Raw genomic sequence first — 13,676 nt, 5'->3', positions numbered from 1 at the left:
AGAATCAGGGCAGCGAATTGACCAGTTGCTCGACCGGTACCCGCGGCCCAGTGAAGAACGGCGTCTCTTCGCGGGTGTGCCGTCGTGCGTCGGTGGCCCGCAGTTCACGCATCAGGTCAACGATGCGATGCAGTTCCGGCGCCTCGAACGCCAGCAGCCATTCGTAGTCGCCGAGCGCGAACGCCGGCACCGTGTTCGCCCGGACGTCTTTGTACTCGCGGGCGGCCATGCCGTGTTCGGCGAGCATCCGCCGGCGTTCTTCGTCGGGTAGCAAGTACCACTCGTAGGACCGCACGAACGGGTAGACGCAGATGTAGGCGCCCGGTTCCTCGCCGGCCAGGAAGGCCGGGATGTGGCTCTTGTTGAACTCGGCGGGCCGGTGCAGCGCGACGCTGCTCCACACCGGTGTCGACGCCCGGCCCAACGTGGTGGTGCGGCGAAAATCCTGGTAGGTGGCCTGCAGCTCTTCGACGCGTTCGGCGTGCGTCCAGATCATGAAGTCGGCGTCGGCCCGCAAGCCCGCGACGTCGTAGAGTCCGCGCACCACGACTCCCCGATCCTCGCGCTGCTTGAAGAAGGTCGCGGTTTCGTCGACGACCTGTTCTCGTTGGTCGCCCAGTTCCCCGGCGCGGACCGAGAACACCGAGAACATCAGGTATCGGACACATTCGTTCAGAGCGTCGTAGTCCAAGCGAGCCATGAGAACTATCGTGCCACGGACGTTTCGACGGCCCGGACGGCGGCAGCGGCGGCCCGACCCGCGGCGCCCACACAGGCCGGGACCCCGATCCCGTCGAGGTAACTGCCCGCCACCTGGCAGGTCGGCGGCAAACCGGCCCGCAGTTCGGCAACCAGATCACGGTGGCCAGGCCCGTACTGCGGCATCGCATCAGGCCAGCGCTGCACGCGGACGTCGACCGGTTCGACCGTGAGCTCGAAAACGCCTGCCAGGTCGTCCAGCGCCCAGGCCAGCAGCTCGTCGTCGGTCGCGCGGGTCGCCAGGTCGTCACCGAAACGCCCGAACGACAGCCTCAACAGCTCTACGTCGGTGCGCCGCCCCCACTTTCGCGACGACAGCGTAATTGCCTTGGCGTGCAACCGTTCTCCGCTGGCCACCAGAACGCCGGAATTCTGCGGGAAGTCGATGCCGCGGGGCACCGCCATCGCCAGCACCGCGGAGGACGCGCTACGGATCCGGCCGGCGGCCGCGGCGGTGCGCGGGGCGGCCTTGCCGACCAGTGCGGCAAGGCGCGCCGCGGGAACGGCGAAGATCACCGCGTCGGCGTGCCAGTGCTCACCGGCGGTGTCCCGCAGGGTCCAACCCGGTCCGGCGGCGTCGATGCCGTCGATCGCGGCCTGCACCCAGTGGAAACGGCCACGACGGACCAATTGCTCCACGAGCACGGTGTATCCCCCGCCCACCGCACCGAAGATCGGCCCGGCGGTGATGCTGTTGAGCGCCTGGCGGACCGCGTCGGTGACGCTCGTGGCACCGGCGTCCAGGCCCGCGGCCAGCGTCGGGGCCGCCGAGCGCAGGCCGATGGTTGCCGCCGAGCCCGCATACACGCCGCTGAGCATCGGATCCACCGACCGGGCCACCACCTGCTCGCCGAACCGGTCGGCGAGCAGGTCGGCGACAGCCGGGTCGGCGCCGTGTCTCCAGTTCAACGGTTGATCGGGTTCGGCGGCGATACGAGCGAGGGTGGCGTCGTTGACCAGGCCGGCCATCGACTCCGCCGACGAGGGGATGCCGTTGAGCGTCCCGGTCGGCAACGGGTGTAGCCGTGCCTGGCTGTAGATCAGCGGACGCGCCCCGGTGGTGCCCAGTTGTTCGTTCGCCAGGCCCAATTCGGCCATCAGCGCCGGCACTTCGGGTCGGCGCACCACGAACGCTTCGGCGCCGACGTCGACCGCGACGCCGCCGACCTGTTCGGTGCGCAGCACGCCACCGAGCCGGTCCGACGGCTCGAACAGCGTGATGCTGGCCTGCTCACCGGCTGTCCGGCGCAGCCGGTATGCGGCGGTGAGGCCGGAAATCCCGCCACCAACAACGCAATACGAGTGCTTGGCAGAAGTCATAGCGAGTGGATCAGCGCTACCAGGTCGGTGAGAATTGCAGGATCGGTCTCGGGCAGCACGCCGTGGCCGAGGTTGAAGATGTGCCCGGCCGCGCCGGCGTCCACAGCGCGGCGCCCGTCATCGACCACCGTACGCGCTGCGTGCTCGACGGTCGGCCAGCCGGCCAGCAGCACCGCCGGATCGAGGTTGCCCTGCAACGACTTACCGCTGTCGACCCGCGCTGCCGCGTCGACCAGCGAGGTCCGCCAGTCGACCCCGACCACCGTAGCGCCGGCCGCGGACATGGCGCCCAACAGTTCGGCGGTGCCCACGCCGAAGTGCGTCATCGGAACGCCCCGGTCGGCGAGTGCGGCGAACACCCGCGCACTGTGTGGCAACACGTACCGGCGGTAGTCCGCCAACGACAGCACACCGGCCCACGAATCGAACACCTGAATCGCATCTACCCCGGCGTCGAGCTGAACCCGCAGGAATCCGATGGTCAGGTCGGTCAACTTCGCCATCAGCGCATTCCAGCAGTCGGGTGCGGACAGCATCATCGCCTTGGTTCTGGCGTGGTTACGGCTCGGACCGCCCTCGACGAGGTAGGACGCCAGCGTGAACGGCGCGCCGGCGAAGCCGATCAGCGGAACCTGACCCAGCTCGCGGACCAGCAGCGAGACCGCGTCCCACACCGGTTGCACGCCGCCCGGATCGAGCGGCCGCAAGGCGTCGACATCGGCGGCGGTACGGACCGGCACCGCGATGACCGGGCCGACGTCGGCGACGATGTCCACGTCGACACCGGCACCGCGCAGCGGAACCACGATGTCGGAGAACAGGATTGCGGCGTCGACATCGTGCCGGCGGATCGGCTGCAGCGTGATCTCGGCGATCAGCTCAGCGTTGAAGCAGGCCTGCATCATGGTGTTCTGCCTGCGCAGCTCGCGGTACTCCGGCAGCGAACGGCCGGCCTGGCGCATGAACCACACCGGCACCCGGTTGGGTTTGCGGCCGGCGGCCGCGGCCAGATACGGCGAATCGGGAAGCGTGCGGCGGTCACTCATCAGCCTCAATGCTGCCACGACGGGCTGACAGCCGGGTGCGGCGGGCAGCGCCCCGGTGCGTGCGTAATCTCGTCGTCGGTAATGCCCGTGAGCCACTCGTCAGGAGCCCGGATGCCAGTCCGCCACCCAACAGTCAGCTACGACGAGTTCCCGAGCCTGCGCGTCGAACGCGCCGAGCACGGCGTGCTGCACGTGATCCTCGACTCGCCCGGACTCAACTCGGTCGGCCCGCAGATGCATCGCGACCTCGCCGACATCTGGCCCACCATCGGTCGTGACGCGGAAGTGCGCGCGGTGCTGGTCCGCGGCGAGGGCAAAGCGTTCTCCTCGGGTGGCAGCTTCGACCTGATCGACCAGACGATGGGTGCGTTCGACGACCGGATGCGGATCATGCGCGAGGCCCGTGACCTGGTGCTCAACATGGTCAACCTGGACAAGCCGGTGATCTCGGCGATTCACGGCGCCGCGGTGGGCGCGGGCCTGGTCGTGGCGCTGCTTGCCGACATCTCGGTGGCCGGGCGCACCGCCAAGATCATCGACGGGCACACCAAGCTGGGCGTCGCCGCCGGCGACCACGCCGCCATCTGCTGGCCGCTGCTGGTCGGGATGGCCAAAGCGAAGTACTACCTGCTCACCTGCGCGCCGCTGTCCGGCGAGGAAGCCGAACGGATCGGGCTGGTGTCGCTGTGCGTGGACGACCGCGACGTGCTCGACACCGCCACCCGGATCGCCGACGAACTGGCGCACGGGGCTCAGTCGGCAATCCGGTTCACCAAACACAGCCTCAACCACTGGTACCGGACGGCGGCGCCGGCCTTCGAAACCTCCCTTGGCCTGGAGTTTCTGAGTTTCAGCGGGCCCGATGTGCGCGAGGGCCTGGCCGCCCACCGGGAGAAGCGGCCGGTGCATTTCACCGCCGATTAGCGATGGCGCTGCAGTCCGCTGTGATGGCACCGCTGCGACCGTCACGGCGCGCCTGTGTCCGCGTGTCGACGGTTAGGTCTAGCGTCAAATGCTGTGAACCGCCAGCAACGCTGCGAGGCGGAGCGAAGCGACGAGGAGGTGCGGCGCCTATGACAGCAGCCGAGCCGGTCCCGTTTCGCGAGGCTGTGGAGGCGATGAGCGGAGCCACCACTCGATCCGAAATCGAGCTGGGCCCTATCCGGCCACCGCAGCGTCTCGCGCCCTACAGCTACGCCCTCGGTGCCGAAGTCAAGCGGCCCGAGGTCGATGTCGTACCGGAGCGGTCCGACGGTGACGCCTTTGGCCGCCTGATCCTGCTGTACGACCCGGAGGGCGCTGACGCGTGGAACGGCACCATGCGCCTGGTCGCCTACATCCAGGCCGACTTGGATTCCAGCGAAGCCGTCGACCCGCTGTTGCCGGAGGTCGCCTGGAGCTGGCTGGTCGAGGCCCTGGACGCCCGCACCGAACAGATCACCGCACTCGGCGGCACCGTGACGGCCACCACCTCGGTGCGCTACGGCGACATCTCCGGACCGCCGCGGGCTCACCAACTGGAGCTGCGGGCGTCTTGGACGGCACTCACCACCGACATCGGTACCCATGTCGAAGCGTTCTGCGACGTCCTCGAGCACGCCGCGGGGCTGCCGCCGGTCGGGGTGACAGATTTGGGCACCCGGTCGCGCGTTTGATATGGCCAGCGAGCCGACAGAACCACACACCGACACGCCCGACGCCGCGGACCCTGATGTCACGCCGCTGCTGCATCCCGCCGACGGGGTGCCCAACCTGTCGATCAGCACCGACGAGATCAAAGCCGCCGCAACGCTTTTGGCCAGTGGCCACGGCCCCTTCGCGGTGGATGCCGAGCGCGCGTCGGGATTCCGCTACTCCAACCGCGCCTACCTGATCCAGATCCGACGGGCCGGGGCCGGCACGGTGCTGATCGACCCGGTCAGTCACGGCGGTGACTCACCGGCCGTGCTGCGGCCTCTCGCCGACGTGATGGCATCCGACGAGTGGATCCTGCACGCAGCCGACCAGGACCTTCCGTGTCTGGCCGAGGTCGGCATGCAGCCACCGGCGCTGTATGACACCGAGTTGGCCGGGCGGCTGGCCGGTTTCGATCGAGTCAACTTGGCGGCGATGGCGCAACGCCTGCTGGGTGTGGGGCTGGCCAAGGGCCACGGCGCGGCGGACTGGTCTCGGCGTCCGTTGCCGGCCGCGTGGCTCAACTACGCGGCGCTCGACGTCGAGGTGCTCATCGACCTGCGTGCGGCGATCGCAGCCGTACTCGCAGAGCAGGGCAAAACCGGTTGGGCAGCAGAGGAATTCGACTACCTTCGACGCAGCACCGGCCAGACCTCGCCAACGACACGCCGGGACCGCTGGCGCCGCACCTCGGGTATTCACAAAGTGCGTGACCAGCGCGGGCTGGCTGCGGTCCGCGAATTATGGACGCTAAGAGACGAAATCGCGCAACGACGCGACATCGCGCCGGGTCGAATCCTGCCCGATTCGGCGATCATCGAGGCCGCGACCGCCGATCCCAAGACCCTCGACGACTTGGTCGCGCTGCCGATTTTCGGCGGGAAGAGGCAACGCCGCAGCGCCTCCACGTGGCTTGCGGCGCTCCAAGCCGCGCGCGAAAACCCCGGCCCGGCCGAGGACGCCGAATCACTCAGCGGACCGCCCCCGCCGGCCCGCTGGGCCCGGCGTCGCCCGGAGGCCGCCGCGCGTCTGGACACGGCCCGTGCCGCGCTACGGGAACTGTCGGAGCGAGTGACGGTGCCGACCGAGAATCTGGTCACGCCCGAATTGATCCGGCGGCTGTGCTGGGATTGGGAAACGCCCGCCGGCGACGACATCGCCGCGGTGATCGACGAAATCCTCGCCGCCGGGCAGGCCCGCAACTGGCAACGCGAGTTGGCGGTGCCCGTATTGGCTGCGGCGTTACAGTCGCTACCCGAGGCCTGACACAGCGAGATCGACGATGGCTCGGCCGCCTCTCGAAGAAATCCGAGACAGCGTCGATCTCACCGCGGCGTCAGTCCAGCTGATCGGTGATCGCGGCCCCGGAGTCGACCGCGTCGCCCGCTACATCGGTGATCCCGCTTCTCCTCGGGCCGTCTCGGCTCGCGTCGTCGCGAGTCAAAGCCGCGATCCAGCCGGTGATGCAACGCGCGACATGCTGGTCGGTCAGGCCTGCGTCGGCGAGCACCTCGCCGCGCGATGCGTGATCGAAGAATTGTTGCGGCAGACCGATATCGCGGCACGGCACGTCGATCTCGGCGGCCCGCAGCGCGGCTGAGACGGCCGAGCCGACACCACCGGCCACCCCGTTGTCTTCCAGCGTGACAACCACCTTGTGCGCGATCGCCAACTCCCCCAGCGCCTCTGACACCGGCAGCACCCACCGCGGGTCGACCACCGTCACGCCGATGCCCTGATCGCGCAACCGCCCGGCCACCGCCAGGGCCATCGACGCGAAAGCTCCGACCGACACCAGCAGCACGTCGGCACCGAGACCGTCGGCCGGCACCGCCAGTATGTCTACGGCGGAACGTTGTTGCACCGCCGGAATGTCCTCGCCGACATCGCCTTTCGGAAACCTGATCACCGTCGGCCCGTCCGCGGCCAGCGCTTCGCCGAGTTCCTCACGCAGGCGGGCGCCGTCGCGGGGCGCGGCCACCCGGATCCCGGGCACGATGCCCAGCATTGACATGTCCCACATGCCGTTGTGACTGGCGCCGTCGTTGCCGGTGACCCCGGCCCGGTCGAGCACGATCGTGACGGGCAGCTTGTGCAATGCGACGTCCATCATGATCTGGTCGAACGCCCGGTTGAGGAACGTCGCGTAGATCGCGACGACGGGGTGCATTCCGCCCATCGCCAGCCCGGCCGCCGACGTCATCGCGTGCTGCTCGGCGATACCGACGTCAAACAGCCTGTCCGGGAAACGTTGTCCGAATGCGCTCAGCCCGGTCGGCCCGGGCATGGCCGCGGTGATCGCGACGATGTCGCGGCGCTGGGCCGCCTGCTCGATCAGCGACTCCGAGAAGGTCGCCGTCCAACTCGGGCCCGCAACCTTGGTGGCCAGACCGGTTACCGGGTCGATCACCCCGCAGGAATGCATCTGGTCGGTCTCGTCGTCCTCGGCCGGGCCGTAGCCGCGGCCCTTCTGGGTGACGACGTGCACCAACACCGGTCCGTGGAATCCACGCGCCCGCCGCAGCGCGGCCTCGACCGCGTGTTCGTCGTGGCCGTCAACCGGACCCACGTACTTCAGCCCGAGATCGGTGAACAGCAGCTGCGGTGAAAGCGCATCTTTGACACCGGCTTTGATGCTGTGCATGAACTGGTAGGCCAGATCGCCGAAGACCGGCATGCCGCGCACCGCGCTGCGGCCTCGCTCCAACAGAGATTCGTAGCCGGGCTGTAGCCGCAGCATGGCCAGGTGGTTGGCCAAGCCACCGAAGGTCGGTGCGTAGCTGCGGCCGTTGTCGTTGACGACGATCACCACCGGCCGCCGGGTCGCCGCGATGTTGTTCAAAGCCTCCCAGCACATACCGCCGGTGAGTGCGCCGTCGCCGACCACCGCGACCACATGCCGGTTGCGATGGCCGGTCAGCTCGAAGGCCTTCGCCAACCCGTCGGCATAGGACAGCGCGGCGCTGGCGTGGCTCGACTCGACCCAGTCGTGTTCGCTCTCCGAGCGCGACGGATATCCCGACAGCCCATCCTTTTTCCGCAGTGTCTCGAAGTCCAGGGCGCGTCCGGTCAGCATCTTGTGCACGTAGGCCTGATGGCCGGTGTCGAAGATGATCGGGTCGTGCGGCGAGTCGAAAACTCGGTGCAACGCCAACGTCAGCTCGACGACGCCGAGGTTGGGACCCAGGTGGCCACCTGTCGCAGCAACTTTGTGAATCAGAAAGTAGCGGATCTCGGCGGCCAGATCGCGTAGTTCCGCCTGCGTAAGGTGCTGCAGATCGGCGGGCCCACGGATCTGTTCGAGCATTGTGTCAGTGTACGCAGGACCACCGACGTGGCGCGCGGACCAGCGTAGATACCCCGCCAGACACGCAGCACTGGCGCACAGAAACACCACAGACAAGGCTGCTACCGTATCTCCCGGTGTGCCGGGAAGCCTGGTCGGCGTTTTGCAGTGCTGTTCCGGTCTTCCTGCTAATACCGGCTATTCGGGAGTGCGGCATGACTTGCTCGGTCGGCGCCACCGCGCCTAGCGGACGGACGTCAGGGTTCATCGGCGTGTTCAGGATCACACGCCCGCTAGCTGCGGTGCTCGTATCTTGAGGGCCGCCTACCCGTCCATGCCGAGCAACGCACACGCCCGACAGGACCGCCGATGAGCAGCGACCTGTTTCACGCCGTCTATGCCTCGACCGTGTTCGTGGTCTGCTACGCGCTGATCACCACCGACCGCTTCAACAAAACCAAAATCGCGCTGATCGGCGCGACGTTGATGTTTTTCTTGCCGAAGATCAGCTCTGAGGACATTTTTTACTCACGCAGCACCGGGGTCAACTGGGACGTCCTGTTCCTGCTCCTGGGCATGATGATCATCGTCAGCGTCGTGCGGCAGACCGGCGCCTTCGAGTACGTGGCGATCTGGGCGGCCAAGCGCGCCAAGGGGTCTCCGTTACGCATCATGATCATACTGATCATTGTCACCGCGTTGGGGACTGCCGTTCTGGACAATGTCACCACGATATTGCTGATCGCCCCCGTCACCCTGCTGGTGTGCGATCGCCTCGGGATGAACCCCGCACCGTTTCTTGTCATCGAGGCGATCGGCGCCAACATCGCCGGCGCGGCCACCCTGGTCGGCGACCCGACCAGCATCATCATCGGTACCGGAGCGCACCTGAGCTTCATCGACTTCAGCGCAAACATGGCACCGGCGGTGCTCTTGGTACTGGTGGCATTGATAGCGGTACTGCCCCGGCTGTACCCGGGGTTCTTCAAGGCCGATCCCGAGCGCATCGCAGACGTCATGTCGCTGGACGAACGCGAGGCGATCCGCAATCCGCGTCTACTCCGGCAGTGTGTGATCGTCCTGGCGATCGTGTTCGCCGGGTTCGTCCTGCATGAGCAGATCCGGATGGAGCCCTCGCTGGTGGCGATGGCGGGCGCCGGCCTGCTGATTGTGATCACTGGAATCGACCGCGAGTTCTACCTGGGCAGCGTCGAGTGGGAAACGCTGCTGTTCTTCGCCGGACTGTTCGTCATGGTCGGGGCACTCGTCCGGACCGGAGTCATCAAAGAATTGGCGCAGGTGGCCAGCAACTTCGCCGGCGGCGACACCTGGACGGCGACAGTGCTGATCCTCGCCATTTCCTTCACGATCGGCAGCGTCATCAACAACGTTCCGTATGCCGCTGCGATGACACCGGTCGTCGCGCAGTTCGCCGACTCGATCCCTGGGCACGCGAGTTCAGGGGTGCTGTGGTGGGCCCTGCTGCTGGGCACCGTGATGGGCGGCAACCTCACCCCGGTCGGCGCCAGCGCGAACATCGTCGCGGTAGGAATCGCCGAACGCGCCGGCCACCCCGTGTCTTTCTGGGACTTCACCAAACGCGGTGCGGCAGTGACCGCGATGTCGTTTGTGCTGTCCCTCGGCTATCTGTGGCTGCGCTACTTCGCCTAGCGAGAGATTTGGCCGTATGGTGGCTGTGTGCGAGCAGAGGACCTCGACGACCAGTTTCCGATCGTGACAGCAGATTCTGAGGCAATCGACGCCGCCCGTCTGATCGCCGAGCACGGTTTGCCGGGCGTCATCGTCACCGACGCATCGCACAAACCGGTCGCAGTGCTGCTGGCATCCGAAATGCTGCACTTCGTCCTTCCGCGCTATGTGCGGCAAGACCCCGCGCTGGCCGGCGTCGTGGGCGACACGCTGAGCGACCACAGCCAGAACCTGGTGGGCAAGACCGTCGCCGACCTGTTACCGGAAAAGCCCCGCAAGATTCCCACAATCGATGCCCGCGACAGTGTCGTCAAGGTGGCTGCGGAGATGTCGCAACAGCGAAGCCCGCTGATCGCGGTGACGAAGAAGGGAACGCTGCACGGCGCACTCACCGCTGCACAAGTAATGGCCGCGGCGCTCAAATCCTGAGGGCCCCTTCACTGACCACCGCGCGGTCGACCGTGTTCGGATCGGGTTCGAACGCAACCTGAGAATTCGCTTACGCCCACCCTGGTAACCGAAAGCTCTCCGCGGACGTATTGTGACTATGTGCGGGCAGAGGATCTAGACGAAAAGTTTCCGGTGGTGAGCATCGACTCGAATGCTCTGGACGCAGTGCGCCTGCTGGCCGAGCACCGTCTCAACGGCCTCGTGGTCGTGACCGAGACGTCCGAAGCGCCCTACGCGGTGCTACCGGCGTCTCAGGTGGTGCGGTTCATTGTGCCCGGTTATGTGCAGGATGACCCTGGACTGGCGGGCGTTCTGACCGAGTCGATGGCTGACCACGCAGCAGAAAAACTGGGCACCAAGACGATTCGCGACGTGCTTCCCAAGCAGCGTCAGCATGTTCCGGTGGCGGAGGCGGACGACACCATCATCGAGGTGGCGGAGGTCATGGCGCGGCTGCGGAGCCCACTGGTTGCCGTGGTCAAAAACGGGAAGCTGCACGGTGTGATCACCGCGTCACGCCTGCTCGCCGCAGCCCTCAAGGAATAGTCGCTCGTTCGCCACACGGCAAGCGCGCCTGAATGTTTCGAGGCACGCCAGCGACCGCCGCTCGACATGAGAATTACCAGGACCCTGTTATAGGCTGACAGTTGTGCCATGGACATCGTGGAAGATCTCGCGGTCGTGAGCATCGAGGTCGAGGTAGCAGAGATTTGATCGGGCGTCCAGGGCGGCGCCGATGACATATTTCGCGATCGCGGTGTTCGTCGCAGCCTACGCATGCATCATCAGCGACCGGTTCAACAACACCACCGTCGCTCTGGTCGGCGCAGGCGTGATGATTACCTTGCCGGTAATCGAATCGCGCGACGTGTTCTACTCGCAGGCCAGCGGAATCGACTGGGACGTCATCTTTTTGATGCTGGGCATGATGATCATCGTCAGCATCCTGCGCCAGACCGGGATATTCGAATACACCGCAATCTGGGCAGTCAAGCGCGCCAACGGATCTCCGATACGAATCATGATCCTGCTGAGCGTGGTCATGGCTGTGGCCTCGGCCCTGCTGCCCAACGTGGTGTCGGTGCTGCTGATCGCCCCGGTGACCTTGCTGGTGTGTGAGCGCCTGGCGATCAACCCCGTCCCACTGCTGATAACCGAGGTGTTCGCCTCCAACATCGGCGGCGCAGCGACGCTGGTCGGCGACCCGCCCAACATCATTATCGGGGCACGCAAAGGCCTGTCGTTCAACGCCTTCCTGCTCAACATGGCGCCTATCGTGATCATCATTATGCTGGTGTTCGTCGCCGCGCTTCCGCTGTTGTTCCGCGGCCTCCCCGCCGCGGACCCCGAGCGGATCGCCGACGTGATGAACGTCGACGAAAAAGAAACGCTCCAGGATCGCGCGCTGCTGATCAAATCCGTGACTGTTTTGGCCCTGGTCTTCCTCGGATTCATCGTCTCCGAAGCGATTCACCTCCAGCCGGCGTTGGTGGCCATGCTGGGCGCAGGTGCGCTCATCCTCACTTCCGGATTGAACAAGTCGGACTACCTGGCCAACGTCGAATGGGACACCCTGCTGTTCATGGTCGGCCTGTTCGTGATGGTGGGGGCGCTGTTCAAAACCGGGGTCATCAAGACCCTCGGTCAGATGGCGGCGGACGCCACCGGTGGCAATGTGCTGGTGACGACGATGCTGATCCTGGGCGTGTCGATGCTGCTGTCCGGCGTCATCGACAACGTTCCCTACGTCGCGACCATGACACCGATCGTGAGCCACCTGGCCTCGGTGATTCCGGCCCAGGCACACCACAATGTGATGTGGTGGTCGCTGGGGCTGGGTGGCGACTTGGGTGGCAACCTCACCGCCGTCGGATCCAGCGCCAACATCGTGATGCTCGGCATCGCGCTGAAATCGGGCAACCCCATCTCGTTCTGGCAGTTCACCCGCAAGGGCGTGCTGGTCACCGTGATGTCCACCGTCCTCTGCGCGCTCTATCTGTGGCTGCGCTACTTCGTGATGCGCTAGTCGACAACGCACATGGCGAAACCACCGATGTGCTCTCAGGAGTGGGTAGCTCGCTGGTGATAGGAAACGATTGGTGAAGCCTGAGATGCTGCGACGATGACCGGAACAAATATTCAGATGTATTTCGCCGTCGCGATATTCGTCGTTTCGTATGCGTTCATCATCAGTGACCGATTCAACAAGACCACCGTCGCACTGGTCGGTGCCGGCCTGATGATCATCCTGCCGTCCATCGACGCGCCCGACGTGTACTACTCCCAGGAAACCGGAATCGACTGGGATGTCATCTTTTTGATGCTGGGCATGATGATCATCGTCAGCATCCTGCAGCAGACCGGAGTATTCGAATCCACCGCTATCTGGGCGGCCAAGCGCGCCAACGGATCTCCGGTGCGCATCATGATACTGCTGAGCGTGGTGATGGCCGTAGCCTCGGCCTTGCTGCCCAACGTGGTGTCGGTTCTGCTGATTGCGCCGGTCACGTTGCTGGTGTGCGACCGATTGGCGATCAACCCGGTGCCGATGTTGATCGCCGAGGTGTTCGCCTCCAACATCGGCGGCGCAGCGACGCTGGTCGGCGACCCACCGAACATCATCATCGGCGCCCGTAAAGGCCTGTCGTTCAACGCCTTTCTATTCAACATGGCGCCGATCGTCGTCATTATCATGGCGGTCTTCGTAGTCGCCACACCGTTGCTGTTTCGTGGCTTCTCCACCGTCTCCCCCGAGCGGGTCGCCGATGTGATGTCGTTGGATGAGCGCGAGGTGCTGCGCGACAGCCGGTTACTCATCAAGTGCGGCGCGGTGCTGGGCTTGGTGTTCGTCGGATTCATCGTCTCTCCGGCCATCCACATTCAGCCCTCACTGGTGGCGCTGTTGGGCGCCGGAGCCCTCATTCTGGTCTCCAAGATGGAGAAGTCGGACTTTCTCGCCAGCGTCGAATGGGACACGCTGCTGTTCATTGTGGGCCTGTTCATCATGGTGGGCGCGCTGCTCAAGACCGGTTTCATCACACGTCTGGGCGAGCTGGCCGCCGGAGCCACCGGCGGTAATCCGCTTTTCACGACGATGTTGATCCTCGTCGTGTCGACACTGGCATCCGGCCTGATCGACAACGTCCCCTACGTGGCCACGATGACGCCGATCGTCACCCAGCTCGCCTCGGCGATGCCGCACCAGGAGCACCACAACGTGCTGTGGTGGTCGTTGGCTCTCGGTGGCGATCTGGGTGGCAACCTCACCGCCGTCGGGTCCAGTGCGAACATCGTGATGATCGGTGTCGCGCTGCGGTCGGGCTACTCCATCTCGTTCTGGGAGTTCACCCGCAAGGGCATCGTGATCACCGTGACGTCCACCGTCGTCTGCGGGCTCTACTTGTGGTTGCGGTACTTCGTCCTCGCTTAGC

11 protein-coding genes and 1 pseudogene are annotated in these 13,676 nt (G+C 65.8%); 8 read left to right on the top strand and 4 right to left on the bottom strand.

Annotation, left to right across the window (positions count from 1 at the left end; translation table 11 throughout):
• Nucleotides 1–4: 4 nt before the first annotated feature.
• Genes hemQ through hemE form a run of 3 tightly spaced genes read right to left on the bottom strand, consistent with a single transcriptional unit; the run spans nucleotide 5 to nucleotide 3,125 of the window.
• Nucleotides 5–700, bottom strand: a complete 696-nt coding sequence (gene hemQ / locus ABDV69_RS09060) for a hydrogen peroxide-dependent heme synthase (protein WP_343573398.1) — start codon at nucleotides 698–700, stop codon at nucleotides 5–7.
• A gap of 5 nt (nucleotides 701–705) precedes the next feature.
• Nucleotides 706–2,079 (bottom strand): protoporphyrinogen oxidase, encoded by a 1,374-nt coding sequence (locus ABDV69_RS09055; RefSeq protein WP_343573397.1) that lies wholly within the window; start codon nucleotides 2,077–2,079, stop codon nucleotides 706–708.
• Nucleotides 2,076–3,125, bottom strand: a complete 1,050-nt coding sequence (gene hemE, locus ABDV69_RS09050; RefSeq protein WP_343573396.1) for a uroporphyrinogen decarboxylase — start codon at nucleotides 3,123–3,125, stop codon at nucleotides 2,076–2,078. The genes ABDV69_RS09055 and hemE overlap by 4 nt, the downstream gene beginning before the upstream one ends.
• Nucleotides 3,126–3,236: 111 nt before the next feature.
• Between hemE and ABDV69_RS09045 the strand changes: the two genes are divergently transcribed.
• The 3 genes and pseudogenes from ABDV69_RS09045 to ABDV69_RS09035 all read left to right on the top strand — a co-directional run bounded on the left by ABDV69_RS09045 (nucleotide 3,237) and on the right by ABDV69_RS09035 (nucleotide 6,065).
• Nucleotides 3,237–4,049, top strand: coding sequence for an enoyl-CoA hydratase/isomerase family protein (locus ABDV69_RS09045; protein ID WP_343573395.1), 813 nt, complete (start codon nucleotides 3,237–3,239; stop codon nucleotides 4,047–4,049).
• Between the two features lie 93 nt (nucleotides 4,050–4,142).
• Nucleotides 4,143–4,780, top strand: a pseudogene (locus ABDV69_RS09040) (DUF3000 domain-containing protein).
• Between the two features lies 1 nt (nucleotide 4,781).
• On the top strand, nucleotides 4,782–6,065 hold the full coding sequence (locus tag ABDV69_RS09035; RefSeq protein ID WP_343573393.1) for a ribonuclease D: 1,284 nt from the start codon (nucleotides 4,782–4,784) through the stop codon (nucleotides 6,063–6,065).
• A gap of 70 nt (nucleotides 6,066–6,135) precedes the next feature.
• Here the strand turns inward: ABDV69_RS09035 and dxs are convergent, their stop codons facing one another.
• Nucleotides 6,136–8,106 carry a 1-deoxy-D-xylulose-5-phosphate synthase gene (dxs, locus tag ABDV69_RS09030; RefSeq protein ID WP_343573392.1) on the bottom strand — a complete coding sequence of 657 codons (1,971 nt, stop codon included), beginning with the start codon at nucleotides 8,104–8,106 and terminating at the stop codon, nucleotides 6,136–6,138.
• 348 nt (nucleotides 8,107–8,454) lie between these two features.
• On the opposite strand from dxs, the gene ABDV69_RS09025 reads away from it, so the two are divergent.
• The 5 genes from ABDV69_RS09025 to ABDV69_RS09005 all read left to right on the top strand — a co-directional run bounded on the left by ABDV69_RS09025 (nucleotide 8,455) and on the right by ABDV69_RS09005 (nucleotide 13,675).
• The gene (locus tag ABDV69_RS09025) at nucleotides 8,455–9,756 is read left to right on the top strand and encodes an ArsB/NhaD family transporter (protein ID WP_343573391.1); all 1,302 of its coding nucleotides are present in this window, start codon (nucleotides 8,455–8,457) and stop codon (nucleotides 9,754–9,756) included.
• Between the two features lie 27 nt (nucleotides 9,757–9,783).
• Nucleotides 9,784–10,224 (top strand): CBS domain-containing protein, encoded by a 441-nt coding sequence (locus ABDV69_RS09020; protein WP_343573389.1) that lies wholly within the window; start codon nucleotides 9,784–9,786, stop codon nucleotides 10,222–10,224.
• A 120-nt stretch (nucleotides 10,225–10,344) separates the two neighbouring features.
• Nucleotides 10,345–10,791: a CBS domain-containing protein gene (locus ABDV69_RS09015; RefSeq protein ID WP_343573387.1), complete on the top strand. Its 447-nt coding sequence runs from the start codon at nucleotides 10,345–10,347 to the stop codon at nucleotides 10,789–10,791.
• A gap of 190 nt (nucleotides 10,792–10,981) precedes the next feature.
• Nucleotides 10,982–12,271 (top strand): ArsB/NhaD family transporter, encoded by a 1,290-nt coding sequence (locus tag ABDV69_RS09010; protein ID WP_343573385.1) that lies wholly within the window; start codon nucleotides 10,982–10,984, stop codon nucleotides 12,269–12,271.
• 96 nt (nucleotides 12,272–12,367) lie between these two features.
• Nucleotides 12,368–13,675: an ArsB/NhaD family transporter gene (locus ABDV69_RS09005; protein WP_343573383.1), complete on the top strand. Its 1,308-nt coding sequence runs from the start codon at nucleotides 12,368–12,370 to the stop codon at nucleotides 13,673–13,675.
• Nucleotide 13,676: the final 1 nt, after the last annotated feature.

Origin of the sequence: Mycobacterium sp., assembly GCF_039583785.1 — a bacterium.
Classification (GTDB): Bacteria; Actinomycetota; Actinomycetes; order Mycobacteriales; family Mycobacteriaceae; genus Mycobacterium.
This window is presented reverse-complemented; position numbering and strand designations above follow the sequence as displayed.

Excerpts from the sequence above, each read along its gene's own strand:
- hemE (WP_343573396.1), bottom strand. The coding sequence starts at position 3,125 with ATGAGTGACCGCCGCACGCTTCCCGATTCGCCGTATCTGGCCGCGGCC.
- hemQ (WP_343573398.1), bottom strand. The coding sequence starts at position 700 with ATGGCTCGCTTGGACTACGACGCTCTGAACGAATGTGTCCGATACCTG.
- ABDV69_RS09035 (WP_343573393.1), top strand. The coding sequence starts at position 4,782 with ATGGCCAGCGAGCCGACAGAACCACACACCGACACGCCCGACGCCGCG.
- ABDV69_RS09005 (WP_343573383.1), top strand. The coding sequence starts at position 12,368 with ATGACCGGAACAAATATTCAGATGTATTTCGCCGTCGCGATATTCGTC.
- ABDV69_RS09010 (WP_343573385.1), top strand. The coding sequence starts at position 10,982 with ATGACATATTTCGCGATCGCGGTGTTCGTCGCAGCCTACGCATGCATC.
- dxs (WP_343573392.1), bottom strand. The coding sequence starts at position 8,106 with ATGCTCGAACAGATCCGTGGGCCCGCCGATCTGCAGCACCTTACGCAG.
- ABDV69_RS09045 (WP_343573395.1), top strand. The coding sequence starts at position 3,237 with ATGCCAGTCCGCCACCCAACAGTCAGCTACGACGAGTTCCCGAGCCTG.
- ABDV69_RS09025 (WP_343573391.1), top strand. The coding sequence starts at position 8,455 with ATGAGCAGCGACCTGTTTCACGCCGTCTATGCCTCGACCGTGTTCGTG.
- ABDV69_RS09055 (WP_343573397.1), bottom strand. The coding sequence starts at position 2,079 with ATGACTTCTGCCAAGCACTCGTATTGCGTTGTTGGTGGCGGGATTTCC.